General features: G+C 31.9%; 17 protein-coding genes. All 17 read right to left on the bottom strand.

Going from position 1 to position 18,991, the window contains the following annotated elements; all coding sequences use genetic code 11:
- Positions 1-267 carry a 30S ribosomal protein S15 gene (rpsO, locus tag PHD84_00375; GenBank protein ID MDD5636266.1) on the bottom strand — a complete coding sequence of 89 codons (267 nt, stop codon included), beginning with the start codon at positions 265-267 and terminating at the stop codon, positions 1-3.
- 279 nt (positions 268-546) lie between these two features.
- A complete protein-coding gene (locus tag PHD84_00370) occupies positions 547-1,524 on the bottom strand; it encodes a bifunctional riboflavin kinase/FAD synthetase (protein ID MDD5636265.1) in 978 nt (325 codons plus the stop codon).
- A 75-nt stretch (positions 1,525-1,599) separates the two neighbouring features.
- Positions 1,600-2,343 (bottom strand): tRNA pseudouridine(55) synthase TruB, encoded by a 744-nt coding sequence (gene truB, locus PHD84_00365; protein MDD5636264.1) that lies wholly within the window; start codon positions 2,341-2,343, stop codon positions 1,600-1,602.
- Between the two features lie 35 nt (positions 2,344-2,378).
- Complete coding sequence (locus PHD84_00360) at positions 2,379-3,386, bottom strand: bifunctional oligoribonuclease/PAP phosphatase NrnA (GenBank protein ID MDD5636263.1); 1,008 nt, start codon at positions 3,384-3,386, stop codon at positions 2,379-2,381.
- Positions 3,376-3,756: a 30S ribosome-binding factor RbfA gene (gene rbfA, locus PHD84_00355; GenBank protein MDD5636262.1), complete on the bottom strand. Its 381-nt coding sequence runs from the start codon at positions 3,754-3,756 to the stop codon at positions 3,376-3,378. The genes PHD84_00360 and rbfA overlap by 11 nt, the downstream gene beginning before the upstream one ends.
- A 41-nt stretch (positions 3,757-3,797) precedes the next feature.
- On the bottom strand, positions 3,798-4,079 hold the full coding sequence (locus PHD84_00350) for a DUF503 domain-containing protein (GenBank protein MDD5636261.1): 282 nt from the start codon (positions 4,077-4,079) through the stop codon (positions 3,798-3,800).
- Between the two features lie 5 nt (positions 4,080-4,084).
- Positions 4,085-6,019 carry a translation initiation factor IF-2 gene (gene infB, locus PHD84_00345; protein ID MDD5636260.1) on the bottom strand — a complete coding sequence of 645 codons (1,935 nt, stop codon included), beginning with the start codon at positions 6,017-6,019 and terminating at the stop codon, positions 4,085-4,087.
- A 69-nt stretch (positions 6,020-6,088) separates the two neighbouring features.
- The gene (locus PHD84_00340) at positions 6,089-6,400 is read right to left on the bottom strand and encodes a YlxR family protein (GenBank protein MDD5636259.1); all 312 of its coding nucleotides are present in this window, start codon (positions 6,398-6,400) and stop codon (positions 6,089-6,091) included.
- Positions 6,401-6,438: 38 nt separating this feature from the next.
- A complete protein-coding gene (gene nusA / locus PHD84_00335) occupies positions 6,439-7,524 on the bottom strand; it encodes a transcription termination factor NusA (GenBank protein ID MDD5636258.1) in 1,086 nt (361 codons plus the stop codon).
- A gap of 382 nt (positions 7,525-7,906) precedes the next feature.
- Complete coding sequence (gene mtaB / locus PHD84_00330; GenBank protein MDD5636257.1) at positions 7,907-9,223, bottom strand: tRNA (N(6)-L-threonylcarbamoyladenosine(37)-C(2))-methylthiotransferase MtaB; 1,317 nt, start codon at positions 9,221-9,223, stop codon at positions 7,907-7,909.
- A 15-nt stretch (positions 9,224-9,238) separates the two neighbouring features.
- Positions 9,239-10,390 (bottom strand): molecular chaperone DnaJ, encoded by a 1,152-nt coding sequence (gene dnaJ / locus PHD84_00325; GenBank protein ID MDD5636256.1) that lies wholly within the window; start codon positions 10,388-10,390, stop codon positions 9,239-9,241.
- Positions 10,391-10,529: 139 nt separating this feature from the next.
- Positions 10,530-12,467, bottom strand: a complete 1,938-nt coding sequence (gene dnaK / locus PHD84_00320; protein MDD5636255.1) for a molecular chaperone DnaK — start codon at positions 12,465-12,467, stop codon at positions 10,530-10,532.
- 40 nt (positions 12,468-12,507) lie between these two features.
- Positions 12,508-13,188 carry a nucleotide exchange factor GrpE gene (locus PHD84_00315; protein ID MDD5636254.1) on the bottom strand — a complete coding sequence of 227 codons (681 nt, stop codon included), beginning with the start codon at positions 13,186-13,188 and terminating at the stop codon, positions 12,508-12,510.
- Between the two features lie 63 nt (positions 13,189-13,251).
- On the bottom strand, positions 13,252-14,277 hold the full coding sequence (gene hrcA, locus PHD84_00310; protein ID MDD5636253.1) for a heat-inducible transcriptional repressor HrcA: 1,026 nt from the start codon (positions 14,275-14,277) through the stop codon (positions 13,252-13,254).
- Positions 14,278-14,403: 126 nt separating this feature from the next.
- On the bottom strand, positions 14,404-15,552 hold the full coding sequence (hemW, locus tag PHD84_00305; GenBank protein MDD5636252.1) for a radical SAM family heme chaperone HemW: 1,149 nt from the start codon (positions 15,550-15,552) through the stop codon (positions 14,404-14,406).
- A gap of 19 nt (positions 15,553-15,571) precedes the next feature.
- Positions 15,572-17,386, bottom strand: a complete 1,815-nt coding sequence (gene lepA / locus PHD84_00300) for a translation elongation factor 4 (GenBank protein MDD5636251.1) — start codon at positions 17,384-17,386, stop codon at positions 15,572-15,574.
- Positions 17,364-18,971 (bottom strand): murein biosynthesis integral membrane protein MurJ, encoded by a 1,608-nt coding sequence (gene murJ, locus PHD84_00295; GenBank protein MDD5636250.1) that lies wholly within the window; start codon positions 18,969-18,971, stop codon positions 17,364-17,366. The genes lepA and murJ overlap by 23 nt, the downstream gene beginning before the upstream one ends.
- Between the last annotated feature and the right edge of the window lie 20 nt (positions 18,972-18,991).

The following is an 18,991-nucleotide window of genomic DNA, read 5'->3' as shown; positions in this document are numbered from 1 at the left end:
TTACTTTCTGAGGTTTAAATGTTCAATTAATTTACGATATTTTTCAATGTCATTCTTTTTTAAATAATTAAGAAGACTTCTTCTTTGTCCAACCATTCTCAATAATCCATATTTAGAATGTTTATCTTTTTTGTTCTCATTTAAATGTTTGGTTAGACTATTTATTTTTTCAGTTAAAATAGCTACCTGAACCTCTGTTGAACCAGTATCAGTTTCATGATGCTGGTATTCTTTTATGATTTTATTTTTTAATTCTTTCTTAACCATTTTTGCTAAACTCTCCTTCTACATAATGGTAGTTATATGTTCTACTTTTTTAACATTAATCATATATTTTAAATATTTAATGAAATTGTTTTATTTCCCTTAGCTATTGTAAGGAAAGATGTTTGTGAGATTGTCAGAAAAATATTCCTTTTATAACAAAACCCCCAAAATAGGGATTTATTACCTGCTTTAAATACTATTTCAATCTTACATCATTCAAATATTTTACCACAATTAAGAAATTCATTCAAATATATTTAATTATTTTTTAAATATTAACTAAGGTTTGTAGTCATCTCTGAAAAAAATTTCGGCTTCTGATTTATCCCTTGTGATTTGCTGAGTTAATTTCTTAACATCAGCAAACCTTTTCTCGCCTCTTATTTTTTTAAGTAGAGAGACGGCTATCTTTTTATTATATATATCTCTTTCAAAATCAAATATATATGCTTCAACAGATTTGCTGGTTATGCTATTGCTAGATTTCTGTTGAAAGGTAGGTTTAATGCCAATATTTACTATACTTTTATACTTTTGATCTTGGACTTCTACTAAGGCTATATAAACTCCATTTTGAGGTAATAATTTTTCCTGTGGAATTTCTATATTAGCAGTGGGAAAAGAAAGAATTTTTTTTCCTCTTTTATCACCATGGATAACATTTCCGCTTATTTGGTAAGAGTAACCTAATAATCGATTGGCTTTAACTATATCTCCCTTTTTTAAAAGCTTTTTAATAATAGTGCTACTAACTATTAGCTTATTATTTATCTTTTTGGGTTCTAAAATATAGTATTTAAAATTATATTTATCACTTAATAATTTTATTAGGTTTATATCACCCTTTTTCTGATAGCCAAAGCGATAATCATATCCTATAAAAACGGCACCCATATGGAATTTATTCAATAAAATATCCTTTATAAAATCCTCACCACTAATTTTCTTAAATTCATCAGTAAAATCTAGAACAATGACTTGTTGAACACCAGCATTTCTGATATGTTTTACCTTTTCCGATAATGTAGTAAGAAGAGAAAAATTATCTATTTTATTCACAATTTTCTCTGGATGAGGTTCTAACAGGATAACGGTACTCAGGGCATCAGTATGCCTTGCTTTTTCAATACACAATCTTAATAATGCCTGGTGACCTAAATGCATCCCATCAAAGAATCCCAGAGCTATATAGGAAAATAATTTTTTGTTATGTAGTAATTTTTTTCTCAAAAGATATTTATATTGAAAAGATTTCATGCAATTCTTATTAATCCTTATTCAGCAAATATCATACCCACTTACTAGTGGCTTCATGATTTTTATAAAAGAGATTTAACTGTATACTTCCTCTTCTTTAGTGGAAATATAGTTTAAAATCTTATCAAAAGGTAATATATGTTTCTTTTGTTTTTCAAATGGTAGCTTTATAAATTTATTTAATGGAATAGCTTGCTTGAGAGCAATTTTTCCAACTTGAATTCTTCTTAGATTGGACATATATGCTCCATACCCCAAATATTCTCCGATATCATTACACAATGTCCTAATATAAGTTCCTTTAGAGCACTGAACTTTAAAACTAATACTGGGGTATCGATCCCACCTCGCATCTAATAGATTTAACTGAAATATTTTTACTTTTCGAGGAATAAGCTTTATCTGGATACCCTTTCTGGCTAATAGGTAAACCGGTTTCCCCTTAGACTTTATGGCTGAAAACATTGGAGGCGTTTGCCATATTTCACCATGAAACATTTTAAAAACACTTTTAATTTCATCTGCGCTTAATCTATAGTTCTTTCTAGTATTTACTTTTATTACCTTACCTGTTAAATCCTGAGTATCAGTGGAAATACCAAGTATCATTGTACCTAAATATGTTTTATCCAAATTAGAAAAAAAAACAGCTTTTTTTGTAGTATTATCCAAACATATAACCAGTATTCCGGTAGCAAAAGGATCTAATGTTCCAGTATGTCCGGCTTTACTTAGATTTAGCACTTTTTTTATTTTAAAAACTGTCTTTGCTGAAGAAATTCCTTCAGGCTTATCAATAATTAAAATACCATCTTTCATAATAAAAAAAGGGAGGGGGTACTAAAAAAATAATATCACTGATTAAAATTACAATCGTCAAGCGCTTTTTTCAATCTTCCAATTACTGTATCAACTATGGCATTCATGTTTCCCTCTAATTGACAACCTGCTGCATTGGGGTGACCACCTCCACCAAATATTCGAGAAAATTGGTCTACATTAAACCTACTTTTAGAGCGGAAACTGATTTTTGTCTTTCCCTCTTTAGTTTCCCTGAATAATACCGAAATCTGTACTTTCTTGATTGAAAGTATTCTATCAACAATACCCTCTGTTTCTTCTTCTTTTGCCAAGTTCTTATCTATCATTTCTCTGGTAACTATAGTCCAGGAAATCCTTGAGTTCTTGTCAACTTGTAATTTTAGAAGCGCTTCTCCTAATAATTTTAGACTGGATAATTCATTATTATTATAAATATAATTAGTAATTAAGTGAGGATTAACTCCGGATTTAACTAAATGAAAGGCAGTTTGGAATGTCTTAGCCCTGGTATTAGCATAGCGAAAAGAACCTGTATCAGTAACTATTGCCGTAAATAAGGGAATTGCTATTTGCTCTGTTAATTGACAATTCATCTCCTTGCTCAGTTTAAAGAGAATCTCGCCAACTGAGGAAGAATTAATATCAATATAATTAATATGGCCAAAATATGTGTTACTGGGATGATGATCAATATTTACAATAATATTAATTTTATCAATTTCTAAAGGTATGCTACCAATTCTTTCTAAATTACTTGAATCAAGAACCACTAATACTGTATCACTTTTAATTTCTAAAACATAATTTTTATCAAGCTCAACACTGTTGATAATCTCATCTATTCCTGGCATAAATTTATAAATATATGGTACTTTGTCTTGATTAACAATCTTCACTTCTTTTCCAAGCTGTTTAAGCATAAAATATAAGGCTAGCTCTGAACCCAGGGCATCACCATCTAAGTTTACATGAGAAGTAATGATGAAGTTATGGTATTTTTTAAATAATCTGGCAATTTCGCATATTTTCTCATTCTGCATTTTGTTTTTCCCTATCTTCGTTCTCCTTCTCCAAATTACTGACTTTTATCATAAGTTGATGTACTTTTTCTAATTCCTTATCAAAGTGAAAAGATATAGATGGCGTAAAGCGATATCCCTTAAGCTCATGTGCTAATTCTGCCCTTATAAATTTAGTTGCACTGTAGAGACCTTTTAGACTTCTGTCCTGTTCTTCTTTACTTCCCAGAATAGAAATATATACTTTTGCATTATGCAAGTCATTGGATAGGGTAATTCTGGTTACAGTGACAAAGCCAATACGGGGATCTTTTGTATTTCTATATATTATATGACTTATATTTCTTTTTAATAATTTTTCAAAATGTTTCTTTTTTTGTTCTAAAACCATTTTTCTAATTATCCATTGTATAGTCTTAGATTTTGTTTTATCTAATTAACAGAAATTCGATAATTAAGCAGTTGTATTTCAGAATGATTTTCAGTAATCCTAATTATTTTTTGAAATATATGGTCAATTGCTCCACGATTGTCACTGATACAAACAATTCCCATAATACTTTTCTTCCATATATTTTTCTGATCGATTTCTGCAATAGATATGTTATATTTTTTTCTCAAGGAAGCCTTATAGCTTTCCAGAATACTTCTTTTGTCTTTCAAAGAATGACTATTTGGTAAATATATAATAATTTCACATATACCGACTAGCATTTTAATTATTTAGTAACTTCTTGAAAATTATAAAAAACAATATTATCTTGTACTTGCAAGTCATCAAACTTTTCTATATGAACACCACACTCATATCCGGAATTTACTTCCTTTACATCTTCCTTAAAGCGTTTTAAGGAAAAATCTTTTCCATCATATAATTTCTGCCCTTTACGAAAAACACGGATGATGTCTTTTGTCGATATTTTTCCTTCAATAACATAACATCCAGCAACAACTCCAATCTTAGGTATTTTGAATATTTCTCTCACCTCAGCTATACCATTGGTTACCTCTTCCAATTGGGGTTTTAAATATCCTTTTAATGCTGCCTTAACTTCGTCAATCAAATCATATATTATATTATAAGTTCTAATTTCAATCTTTTCATTTTTGGCAAGCTTTTGAGTATTGTGGTCCACTGCTACATTAAATCCTATAACTAAAGCGTTTGAAGCAGAACCAAGCATAATATCTGTTTCTGTAATTGTGCCAATACCTCCATGAATTATTCTAACTTCGACCTCTTCATTGCTCAAAGTAGACAGAGTTTCTTTAATAGCATCTAAAGATCCCTGTGTATCGGCTTTCAAGATAATATTTAACTCTTTAATTTTACCTTTTTTCATTTCTTCAAATAATCGTTCCAGAGAAACTTTCTCTTCTTCCTTTTTTTGTTTTCGTTTTTCTTCTAGTTCCCTTTCACTGATTATTATTTTGGCAAAATGATCATTAGAAACTACTTGAAATATATCTCCAGCCATGGGCATTTTATTAAAACCGGCTATTTCCACTGGAGTAGAAGGACCTGCCTGGGTAAGATGTTTTCCCATATCATCAATCATATTTCTAACTTTTCCATAAGCAGTTCCAACAACAAAATTATCGCCAATTTTCAGATGACCATCTTGGATTAAAATAGTTGCCAGAACGCCTTTTCTCTTATCCAGTTTAGTTTCTATCACAACTCCAGTAGCAGGGAGCTGTGGATTAGCTTTTAGCTCTAATATTTCTGCTTGAAGAGATATTAATTCTAACAACTCATCGATACCCTTTTTCTGCAAAGCAGATATTTCAGCTATAAGAGTGTCTCCTCCCCAATCTTCTGGAACTAACTGATATTTAGAGAGATCTTTTTTTACCTTATCTATATTAGCATTTGCTTTATCAATCTTGTTTATGGCTATGATGATAGGAACGTTAGCTGCTCGGGCATGATTAATTGCTTCAACAGTTTGTGGCATAACACCATCATCTGCAGCTACGACCAATACTACAATATCTGTTGCCTTCACACCGCGGGCTCGCATAGTGGTAAAGGCTTCATGCCCTGGGGTATCAATAAAAACAAATCGATTATTATTTAGATTAACCACATAAGCCCCAATATGTTGGGTAATACCACCTACTTCCTTTTTGGTGATGTTTGATTTTCTAATTACATCAAGTAGGGTTGTTTTGCCATGATCAACATGACCAACAATAGTAATAACTGGTGATTTAGCTGTCGATAGAGGTTTAATATCTTTAGTGTACTTAGTTTTGAGTAACTTTTTTAGTTTACTGGATATATTTATCTTTATATTGTGCTGTTGACATATTTTTTCAACAATTTCCCATGGTAATTCTCTGTCAATAGATTGTATTTTACCAAATTTAGAAGCTTGTTGCATTGCTTTTGATAAAGATAAATTGAGTTGTATTGATAACTCTTTTAAGCTTGGTAATTTATTCAATACGAGTACACTACTTTCTTCATTTCCTACTTTTTTCTCTTTTTTTCTTTCCTCAGTGATAGCTTCCTTAATAATTTCAATTATCTCATCATCAAGGGTACTCATGTGATTTTTAACATTAATTCCTTCCTTTGCTAAAAAGTCAATTAATTCCTTTGTAGGGATTTTTAAATCCTCAGCTACTTCATATACTCTTTTTTTCATACACATTGACCTCCATCTCAACCGGCTTGTAAACAAGAAAATATTGCTCTCTAACTAATCTACTAATGCCTAGTTTGGAATACTTGTATTATCACTCTGATTCTTTTCTATTAAATTAAACCTTTTTTCTAATTCTTGAACTATTACTATCGAAAGTTCAATTTTTAATGCTTTTCCTAATCTCTTTTTTTTGATAGCTTCTTGGAAGCATGTTTTATTATAACATAAATATGCTCCACGGCCTGATTTCTTACCTGTTTCATCAATTTCAACAACACCATCAGGTGTTCTAATAATTCTTAATAAATCTCTTTTCGGTTTTTTTTCTTGACATCCTATACATGTCCTATATGGTATCTTTGGGAATTGTTTTTTCTTCATATTCTTTCAATAAAATTGTATTTTAATTTAGCAATTCTTTATGCCATTTTGCTTAAATCTACACTCTGTTCGATATTATTTTCCTGCTTGTATTGCGATTCACTTTTTATATCAATCTTCCAGCCTGTTAACTTAGCAGCTAAGCGAGCATTCTGTCCCTCTTTACCAATAGACAAAGATAGTTGTTGATCATTAACTACAACTAAAGCCCTTTTTTCTTTTTCAAACAATTTAACCAACAATACTTTTGCTGGATTAAGAGAATTAGCAATAAATATCTTATCATCTTCATGCCATTTAATAATGTCTATTTTTTCTTCTTGAAGTTCGGTCATTATTGATTTAATTCTTGAACCTCGGTCTCCAATACAGGAACCGATTGAATCAACCATATTATCTCTACTGGTAACGGCAATTTTAGACCTTTTTCCTGCTTCCCTGGCAATCTGCTTAATTTCTACTAATCCTTCATGAATTTCAGGGACTTCTAGCTCAAATAAGCGCTTTAGAAGATCAGGATGAGTTCGAGAAAGTATAATTCTAGGTCCTTTTGAAGTTTTTTTAACTTCAACTACATAAAACTTCATTCTCTTACCTTTGTTATAAGCCTCGCTTTTTACTTGCTCATTAGGTGGTAAGATAGCTTCTGTTTTACCTAAATCTATTATATAATTGTAATGTTCCTGACGTTGAACAATTCCTGTCACAATATCCCTAACTTTATCAATATATCTTTCATATATTGCCTTTCTCTCTGCTTCTCTTATCTTTTGAACAATAACTTGTTTAGCAGTTTGAGTAGCAATCCGACCAAATTCTTCCGGAGTTATTTCAACGTTAATTTCATCTCCTAATTTAATATTTCCTTTTTTATACTGTTGAGCTTGCCCCATATCAATTTCTAAATTTGGCTTTTTGACCTCCTCAACTACTATTTTTTTAGATAACACTTGTACCTTTCCACTTTCTTTATCAATGTTTATCTCTACAGTATCCTTTCCCTGAACAAAATTTTTCTTATAAGCAGAAACAAGAGATATCTCAATAGCATCCAATATAACTTCTTTGGGGATACCTTTTTCTTTTTCAATTTCATCAAGTATTTTAATCAGATCAATGTTCATAATATTTATTAACCTCCTCCCCTATATAATATGGGAAGACTGGAGTATTTTTACTTGTCCCTTTTCTTATCTTCTATTCCTTAAATAAAATAACTTTTGTTCAAAACTTAATAATATCATCTTTCTCTATAGTTTACTATTAGAATAAGTTAGTAAACAGGAGTCCTGTTATTTAACCATTAATACCTTTCAAAGCATTAGTTTGCATAGTTAAATAGAATTACAAAACAAAAGAGTGGTTCACAAACCACTCTTTTCTAGATTAAGATGTTTTTAAAATTTATAACATTATAACATAGAAATAAAAAATATCAAAATCTTAATTTTAATACATATTATTAAATTCCCATCAATACCTGCTTTATATTATAGAATATTCTTATTATAATGGTTTCCCCACTGCATAACTATCATTAACTTGAATTATTTTAACTTTAATTAGGCGACCCTTTTCAGTATTTTCATCATAGATATAAACTTTAATATAATTATCAGTCAAACCATAAACAAAACTTTCGTTTTTAACTTGTCCTCGAAATTCAATTAACACATTCTTTTCTTTTCCAAGACTTTTTCGTATATAATCTCCGGCAATTTGTTTTGAAAAATTAATTAGCTGTCTACTTCTATTTTTTATTACCTTTTCATCAATTTTATCAGGTAAAAATGAGGATAGGTTAAGTCTTCTCGCCGAATAAGGGAAAACATGTACCTTACTAAAGCCGATCTTTTTTACTAAATTTATAGTATTCTGAAATGCTTCTTCATCTTCACCTGGAAATCCAACAATAACGTCTGTAGTAATAGCTACATCAGGGATTTGCTCCTTAATTGAGTCAATAATGTTGCTAAATTGTTCAGTGGTATATTTCCTATGCATAAGAGAGAGTATTCTGTTATCACCACTTTGCAAAGGAATATGAAGATGATGACAGAGCTTTGGGTTGTAATAAAAGGCATCAATAAGATCCTTGTTAATATAAGGTAATTCTATAGAACTCAAACGTATTCTCTCAATATTGGGAATACTTTCTATTTTACTAATTAATTTTATCAGATTTATTTTGGTATTATTTAAATCAGAGCCAAAACTACCCAGGTTGATGCCCAGCAAAATAACTTCTTTATACCCCTTTCTGCTTAAATTCCTGATTTCAGATAATATTAGATTAATAGACCTGCTTCTAGCTCGACCACGAAGATAGGGAACAATGCAATAACTGCAAAATTGGTTGCACCCATCCTGTATTTTAACCAATCCACGAATACGGTTTGAGGCACTATCATATTTACTTTCTGTAAAACTGATAATTTTTTCTGGGGAACTAATATAAATTAATTGTTGTTCTTCAGCTAATTGTATCTGATTGATAATATTAAAAATTTCTTCTTTATAGCTGTTTCCGACAATTAAGGAGATATTTTTGCATTTCTTGATTTCAGGTAAATTAGATTGTACTGCACATCCAGTTACAATAATGGTAGCTAGGGGATTTAATCGGATTGCCCTTCTAATTATTTGCTTTGATTTTCTTTCGGCCTCCCCAGTAACAGAGCAGGTGTTAATAATATATATATCGGCATTATCTCGGAATTCAACAACCTGATAGCCATTTTTGATAAATGACTGTCTTAGAGTACCTGTTTCGTATTGATTTACTTTACAGCCTATAGTTTTAAAGGCAACTTTATAGGTCACTTATTTCACCAAAATTTATTTTTTGGTAAAAGAATCTCTTACCTTTTCAAAAAAATTTTTTTCACCAATTTGGTCAATATTTTCTCCCATTACCTGGGCTAATTCATAAATCAATCTTTTTGTCTTAGCATTTAAGTTTTTAGGAATTTCTACGATCACCCTGACTTGCTCATCTCCTCTATTTTTAGAACCAAGAACATAAGCACCTTTATCCCGTAATCGAAAAACAGTATCACTCTGAGTCCCTGCTGGTATACGCATTTTAACATTGCCCTCTAAAGTGGGAACTGTAGTTTCTCCGCCTAAAATTGCTTTGGGTAAGCTAATTTTATGGTCACAATAAATATCTGCCCCACTTCGTTTAAATATGGGATGCTCTTTAACATACAGAACTATAAATAAGTCTCCCGAAGGGCCACCGTTTTCACCAGGTTCTCCTAAACCGGCCAGTCTGAGACGATGCCCACTTTCCACACCAGCCAGAATTTTGATGTTTATTGTTTTTCTTTTCTTTACCTTTCCAGAACCACGACAGACTCTACAGGGTGTTTCTATAATCTTACCCTCCCCCTTACATCTGGGGCAAGTTTGAATATTAATGGTTTGACCAAAAAAAGTGTTTTGAGTAATCCTAATCTCTCCACTTCCCTTACAATCAGGACAGGTTTTTTTTGTCGTTCCTGGTTCTGCTCCGCTTCCCTTACAGTTACTGCATGTTTGCCAAACCGGTATTTCAATCTTTTTTTCTGCTCCAAAAGCAGCTTCTTTTAAAGTTATTTCTAGGTTATACCTTAAATCAGCTCCTTTTTTAGCTCTATCACGGCGATAAGTTCTACGAGTACCACCACCAAAGAAACTTTCAAAGATGTCACTAAAGCTACTAAAATCATCCATTCCTTCACCGTAAAAGTTTCTAAAGTCAAATCCGGCACCAAAATTGGAAGTATCAGCAGAGCCAAACTGGTCATATCTAGCTCTCTTTTCCGGATCACTTAAAACAGCGTAAGCTTCACCTATCTCTTTAAATTTTTTTTCTGCCTCTTCCTTCTTATCAGGATTTGCATCTGGATGATATTTTAAAGCTAATTTACGATATGCTTTCTTTATTTCTTCCTGATTAGCATCTTTGTTAATTCCCAATATTTGGTAATAATCCTTGCTAGCCAAAGTAAAAACCCCTTTAGTAAAATATAAGTATATATAAGCTTATCTTGCTGAATTTCTGGATAAAATATTATTTTCTCCAGAAATTCAGCAAGATTTTAAAGTTCATATAGTTTATTATTTCTTTTATAGCCGGTAGCTATTATTTAGTATTGTCTCCATCCTCTTCTTTATATTCAGCATCAAATACCTTTTCATCCTTTTGTGCTTCCTGTTCTCCCTCTGATTGTTGGTCAGAAGAGCTACCAGAATGAGTATGTTGTTCTTGTTGAGTTGAAGACTGCTTATACATCTCTTCAGCCATTTTATGAGAAGAATTGGTTAATTTTTCAATACCCGCTTTCATTTCATCTATGTTGTCATCCTGCATAGCTTTTCTCAATTGAGTGATATGATTACCTATTTCATTTTTCAAGCTATCACTAATCTTATCTCCAGCATCCTTCAGAGTCTTTTCAGTAATGTAAATTAGATTATCTGCTTGATTGTGTAATTCCACCTTCTCCTTTTGTTTTCTATCTTCTTCAGCATACTGCTCTGATTCTTTTATCTTTTTTTGAATTTCTTCTTCCGTTAATCCGCTGGAATGTTTAATGGTAATCTTTTGCTCTTTTCCTGTACCTTTATCCTTTGCAGTAACCTTGAGAATACCATTGGCATCAATATCAAAAGAAACTTCAATCTGCGGAACTCCTCTTGGTGCTGGTGGAATTCCTACCAGTTGGAAACGTCCTAAACTGGTATTATCCTTCGCCAAAGGTCTTTCTCCTTGAAGAACATTAATATCAACAGCAGTTTGACTATCAGATGCAGTTGAAAATATCTGCTGTCTTGATGCCGGAATAGTAGTATTTCTTTCAATTAATTTAGTAAATACACCACCAAGGGTTTCTATACCCAGGGATAATGGTGTAACATCTAATAATTGAATGTCTTTAACTTCTCCTTTTAATTTTCCAGCTTGAATAGCAGCACCCATAGCAACTACTTCATCAGGATTAACTCCCTTATGAGGTTCTTTGCCAAATATTTGCTTCACTATTTCATGAACCTTAGGCATTCTTGTTTGACCACCTACTAGAATCACTTCATCAATATCTTCAGCAGTCATTTTTGCATCTGCTAATGCCTTTTTACATGGTTCTATGGTTCTTCCTAACAGATCTTCCGTCAATTGTTCTAATTTAGCTCTGGTTAAAGTATAATTTAGGTGTTTTGGTCCACTGGTATCAGCCGTAATAAAAGGTAAATTAATCTCAGTTTCCAATGAAGAAGAAAGTTCACACTTAGCTTTCTCGGCAGCTTCTTTTAATCTCTGTAAAGCCATCTGATCTTTACCTAAGTCAATACCTTGGTCCTTTTTAAAATTGTCAATCAGCCAATTGATGACTCGCTGATCCAAGTCATCTCCTCCCAAAAAAGTATCTCCATTAGTTGACTTGACCTCAAAAACACCCTCTCCTATATCTAAAATGGAAATATCAAAAGTACCTCCTCCCAGGTCAAATACAGCAATCTTTTCACTTTTTTTCTTATCTAGACCATAGGCCAGGGCAGCAGCAGTGGGCTCATTTATTATTCTTAAGACATTCAAGCCAGCTATTCTCCCTGCTGCCTTAGTTGCTTCTCTCTGATTATCATTAAAATAGGCAGGAACTGTAATAACAACGTCATTAATCTCCTCTCCCAGATGATCTTCTGCTGCTTGTTTTAACTTTTGTAAAACCATTGCTGATATCTCTTGTGGGCTATGAAGCTTATCCTGAATTCTTATTTGTACATCTGTATGTTCTCCCTCTACTATGTCATAAGAAAGAACTTTTTTAATTTGTTGTACTTCTGAATCAGTGAAACGTCTTCCAATAAATCGTTTAACAGAATAGACAGTATTTTTTGAATTGGTTACTGCCTGTCTTTTTGCTAACAAACCGACTAATCGTTCTCCTTTTTTTGTAAAAGCGACCATGGAAGGAGTAGTTCTACTACCTTCTTTATTCTCTATAACAATAGGTTTGCCGCCTTCTATAACAGCAACAACCGAATTTGTAGTACCTAAATCAATTCCAATTGCTTTTGCCATAATTAATTTCCTCCTTTTATTTTATTCCTTATAACAATTATCATTTTTTTGTATCATCCTTATTGAAATCTTCAGCTTTATTTTCGGTTTCCTTTTGCTTTTCACTGACACCCTTGGAAACCTTAACTACAGAGGGCCTAAGTACTTTTGCTTTTAAATAATATCCCTTAATAAGTTCCTCAATAACTGTATCCTCAGGAAATTTGTCAGATTCAACCTGTATAATAGCCTCATGACAATAAGGATCAAATTTTGTACCTACAGCCTTAATGGGTTTAAGACCTTCTTTTTCCAATATATTTTGAAAATTCTTTAAAATACCCTTTAGTCCTTCTTTAATATTTTCATAGTACTTTTCATTGTTTTGTTCACTAGTATAGGAAGTAGCCCTTTCTAAATTGTCAACTACAGATAGTAGTTGACAGATTAAATCTTGCTTGGCATATTCCATAAATTCAAGTTTTTTCTTTTCTTCTCTTTTTTTATAGTTTTCAAAATCAGCTTGCATTCTGATTAATTGTTCTTTATAAGTTTTTTCATTCTCTCCCATTTTTTCAAGATCAGCTTCTGTTTTTTTTAAACTATCTTCAACTTCTTTTAGATTCTTATCTCGGGACACTATTTCTGTAAGAAGTTCTGTTTTTTTCATCTTCTTATATTTTTCTATTTGAATATCACTTACATCTTCGCATTCTTTTCTTTGCTGTTCATTATGATCCATTATTTACCTCCACTGATAGCACAGTTATAACATTTTCCCTAAATTTACTCTTCAACTATCTCATCAGGATAATATTTCACTTAACTGATCAGCAATAAAATCCAGGATAGAAACAGATTTGGAATAATCCATTCTTGTAGGTCCTAAAACACTAATAGCTCCTCTCATTTTCCCTTTGATGAGGTATTGCCTGGTAATTACACTACAATTCTCCATAAGCTCTTGTCCCAGTTCACTGCCAATAATAATGTCAATCTGTTTTTTTAAAATGGATTTATTGATAATTTTAACCAGATTCTTTTCTTCCTCAATAAAATCAAAAAGATAATTTAATTTTTCAATTTCCTTGAATTCTGGTTGCCGTGATATATAACTACGATTGCCTAAAAAAATCTTCGCTTCATCTTCAGTAAAATTAAAACAGCTTTCAAGCAATTTCCAGATTGATTCCAAAGTCTGATATTTAAAATAATAACGATAAATTTGGTTCAACATCTCTTCATTAACTATTTCCAAACTTTTACCATAGAATTCCTTCTTTATAATCTGGGAAATGGTTTCTAAATTTTCTTCAGAAATATCACAATTAGTTCTCATCATTTTTTGAAAAAACAAACCACTATTAGTAACCAAAGTTATCAAAATACGTTGATTATTTAAGGCAATAAAATGGATATCTCTTAAAGTATCCTTTACCATATTGGGTGCTAGAACCACACCTAGATTATTAGTCAATCTGGAAATTAATTTAGAGGTAACCTTCATTATTTCATTGTAATCTCTTACCATTTTGTATTGTTCTATAATTTCTTGTTTCTCTCTATCGGTCAGATAGTCAATTTCTTTTTCCATTAATTGGTCTACATAAAAGCGATAGCCTTTATCCGTTGGCACACGTCCTGCTGAGGTATGTGGTTTTTTCAAAAAGCCAAGTTTTTCCAGTACCAGCAGATCATTGCGAACAGTTGCCGTACTAATGGGCAAATCGTAATAAGAAACAATCATTTCTGAGCTAACAGGTTCTGCTTTAGTAATATAAAGATGCACTACAGCATTTAAGATATTACTCATCCTAATATTTATTATCATTATTATCACCTCAAATTAGCACTCTAAGACCGAGAGTGCTAATTTCTTATTTAAGATAGCACTCAACAAACTTTTTGTCAATACTTCTTTCTGAAAGAACATATTAAAATATACGATAAAAATATTTCAATCTATAAATTCCATAAATACATTATTTGCCAGCGAGATCCCCTTGGTAGTAAGAAAATAACTGGTTTCATTCTCTTCTAATAAACCCTGTTTTATCAAAATTTGTAAGGGTTTACAGAATATTTTCTCTACTGGTATATTGAATTTTATCAAAAAATCATTTTTCGACAATCCCTCCATCATCCTTAATTCTAAAATTATTGTTTCAACCATCCTTTCCTTCCAGGAGAGTACTTCTTGAAATTCTATTGGTAACATACCATGTTCCAGAAGAAAAACATATTCACTCAAGTCGCGATAATTTTGATACCTTTTATTATCTATATAAGAAGATGCTCCAGCTCCAATTCCCAAATAAGACTGGTTTTTCCAGTAAATCTGATTATGAAAACACTTTCTTCCTGGTAAAGCAAAATTGGATATTTCATAATGTTCATAACCATATTCACCCAGAATATTAATTGCTCTTAAAAATAATTCGTTACTAAAATCATCAGAAGGAAGTTTCATTTTACCTTTTTTCACTAAATATTCTAAAGGAGTTCCTGGCTCCACCGAAAGAGCATAGAGAGATATGTGTTCTGGTTTTAGTAGAACTACTTCATCTAATGTTTGCTCGAATTCCGTCTTGCTCTGTCCCGGCAAACCAAACATAATATCAAGATTAATATTCTTATATCCAGCTTCTCTAGCTAATTGATAAGAAATCATAATATCTTTTTTAGTATGTATTCTTCCAATCTTCTTTAATACTCTATTATTAAAAGATTGGGCTCCTAAACTAATTCTATTTACCCCTGCCTGTAATAACATTTTGATTTTCTCATTATCTATAGTTCCAGGATTACCTTCAACGGTAATTTCTATCCCCTTTTTTATGTGAAAATTACTGTAACAGGAAGCCAGTATTTCTTTTAATTGTATCCCTTCCAAAGCAGTGGGAGTTCCTCCGCCTAAATAAATTGATATAATTTCAATATCTTTATTTTTCTGACTATAAATTTCCATCTCCTGTCTTAATGCCAAGAGATAATTTTTCTTTAACTGCTTATTGTCAGTAACAATAGAAAAAAAATCACAATAAGGGCATTTTGAAAAACAGAATGGTATATGAACATATAAACCAATACTTTTATTAATACTCATGGTAAGATTTTAAAAAAGTCTAATCAATTTTTAAAACACTCATAAATGCTTCCTGGGGAATCTCCACCTTCCCTATTCTTTTCATTCTTTTTTTACCAGCTTTCTGTTTTTCTAATAATTTTCTTTTTCTGGTAATATCCCCTCCATAGCATTTCGCCAGAACATTCTTCTTTAATGCTTTCACAGTAGATCGAGCAATTATTTTATGATTTATACTAGCTTGAATAGGTACATCAAATAATTGACGAGGAATGACTGTTTTCAAATTATCAACCAGTTTCCGGGCTCGCTCATAAGCCTTATCTTTATGGCAAATGAATGATAGATTATCAACTACTTCTTGATTGACTAATAAATCAACCTTTATCAATGGGGATGTCTGATATTCTATAACATGATAATCTATACTGGCATATCCTTTGCTAATAGATTTAATACGATCATAAAAATCAAGCATAATTTCATTTAAAGGTAAATGATATAACAATCGAGCCCTATTCTTATCAAGATATTCTAAATTTTTAAATATTCCTCTTCTATCTTGCAACAATTCCATTATTCCACCTAAAAATTGGCCGGGAGAAATCATGGTCAATTCTATAAACAGTTCTTCAATATAGTCAATTAAATTAATCTCAGGTAATGAGGAAGGATTATTTATTTCTATAACTTGTTTATTCTTCAAATGAACACGATATAAAACACTGGGAGTTGTGGCAATCAATTGGATTTTGTATTCTCGTTCCAGTCTTTCCTGAATGATTTCCATATGAAGTAAACCCAGAAAGCCACATCGAAAACCAAATCCTAAGGCAGGTGAATTTTCAGGTAAATAACTAATGGCGGAGTCATTTAGACTTAACTTTTCTAAAGCATATTTAAGATTATGATAGTCATCGTTTTCAACTGGATAAAAGCTACAAAAAACAACTGGTATAACCTTTTTATAACCAGGTAATTGTTGAGCAGCTGGATGATCGGTATTGGTAATAGTGTCACCAACTTTGGTTAAATTTATATCTTTAAATCCAGCTGTTAGATAGCCTACCTCTCCTACAGAAAGCTGTTCTGCTTTTTTCTTTTTTGGAGTAAAAACACCCACTTCACTTACTTCATAGTTCTTTTTATTGGACATAGTCTGGATTTTCATACCTGGTGTAACTAAACCATTTACAATTCTGACATAAACGATAGATCCTTGATAGGAATTATAAACTGAATCAAAAATCAGTGCTTGTAATGGTTTTTCCAGGCTACCATTGGGATGAGGAATATACTTGATAATTGCTTCCATTATCTCTCTTATTCCGGTACCATCTTTGGCGCTAGCTAGAAATATTGGATTATTTTCTAATCCTTTAATTTTTTTAATCTCTTTACTAACTTTTTCCGGATCAGCTGTTGGCAAATCAATTTTATTAATAACGGGTATAATGGACAAATTATTTTCTAAAGCCATCTGAACATTGGAAATTGTTTGGGCTTGAACGCCCTGAGCTGCATCAACTACCAACAAAGCACCTTCACAGGCTGCTAAACTGCGAGAAACTTCATAAGAAAAATCAACATGACCGGGAGTGTCAATCAAATTAAATACATATTGCCGACCATTTAATCCTTTGTAGGATAGTCGGACTGCTTTTGATTTTATGGTAATACCCTTTTCTCTTTCTAAATCCATATTATCAAGAATCTGCTCCCTCTTTTCCCTTTGGCTGATAGCCTCAGTAAGTTCCAAGATACGATCAGCAATGGTAGATTTCCCATGATCAATATGGGCTATAATAGAAAAATTACGAATATCATCAATTTCAATCATCTGATTGATAGTCATTATCTTCTGTTTCCTTCATCTTTCTACTAATAATAGTCTTAATAATCTGTCTGGCATTCCTAAACTCTGGGATACCCATTATTATACCACTAAAATAATATACTATTACACCAAGCAGGCCGGAAATCAACACCTGACCTACTTGAAATATTTTTAGACTCATATCATATCTAAAATCAAAATAGCGGGCACAGCCCCAGCAGGTTAATGCCATTACCAGACAGGACAGGACTGTTTTACTAAAAAATACCCATAATTCCCTTTTGTAAATGCCATTAACTTTCTTCTCTAAGGAAATACTTAGAATAAGGAGATGTAAAATAGCCGAAACGGATGTTGCTAATGCTATTCCAGCATGTGCTAAAAAACGTACCAGAATTAAATCTAGTATGATATTAAAGACTACTACAAAAATACCTATTCGAAGTGGTGTTCTGGTATCTTTTAAAGCATAGAATGAACTTATTACCAATCTCAAAATAGCGGTAGCAAAAAGGCCAATAGTATAACAAACCAGTGCTACCTCTGTAATAGAAGTATCCTGAGAGCTAAATAAACCATGTTCGTAAAATAGTCGAACAATAGGATAGCTTAGCACAATTAACCCTACCGTAGAAGGCAAGGTAAAAAAAGAAAGGAGTTTAAAACCAAAGGCGAAGCTATCCTTCATTTTCGTTAGTTGCCCTTTGGCAACATGTCTGGAAAGTGTAGGCAGAATAGCAATAGAAAGTGCTATACCAAAAACACCAAGGGGGAACTGCATAAGTCGATTAGCATAATACAAAGCTGATATACTTCCATGAGCCAGATAAGAAGCAATAATACGATCCACAACAAAATTAATCTTATCAATTGCTAAACCAAAAATAGCCGGAATTAACATCTGAAAAAGCATCTGGACTTCCTGGTCATGAATATTTAAGTTTATTTGATAATGAAACTTTTTTTTAAATAAGGAAGGGATATGTATTAGTACCTGCACTAATCCACCAATCATTACCCCTAAAGCCAGACTATAAATACCAACTTTATTAGCGTAAAACAAAGCAAAGAAGATAATGCCTATATTTAACATTGCTGGAGCTAAAGCCGGAAGAAAATATTCTCGATAAGAATTTAAAATCCCCATAAACAAAGCAGCAAGAGCTGCAAAACCTATATATGGAAACATAATTTTAGTCAAGCGAATGGTTAAGATGTATTTTTCGGGAGATTGTTTAAATCCACTTGCTACAATATCTACAATGATTGGTGCACCCCAGATACCCAGAGCTATAATAATCACCAGAGCTATGATTAAGAGATTTATTACATTACTGGCAAAAGCATCTGCTTTTTGCTTATTCTGATTGGTTAGACATCCTGAAAAAATAGGCACAAAGGCGGTATTTAAAGCTCCCTCTCCAATAATACTTCTTAATAGATTGGGAATCATAAAAGCTATAAAAAAAGCATCGGTTTCAAAACCAGCTCCAAATTGATTAGAAATTACCATCTCTCTACCTAAACCCAGAATGCGGCATAATAAAGTTGCTATCATTACTATACCGGTATATCTAGCAATCCATAAATTACTATTAGTCATCTTTTATCTCCACAATTGTA

Source organism: Atribacterota bacterium (assembly GCA_028717805.1).
In the GTDB taxonomy this organism is placed as follows: Bacteria; Atribacterota; Phoenicimicrobiia; order Phoenicimicrobiales; family Stramentimicrobiaceae; genus Stramentimicrobium.
This window is presented reverse-complemented; position numbering and strand designations above follow the sequence as displayed.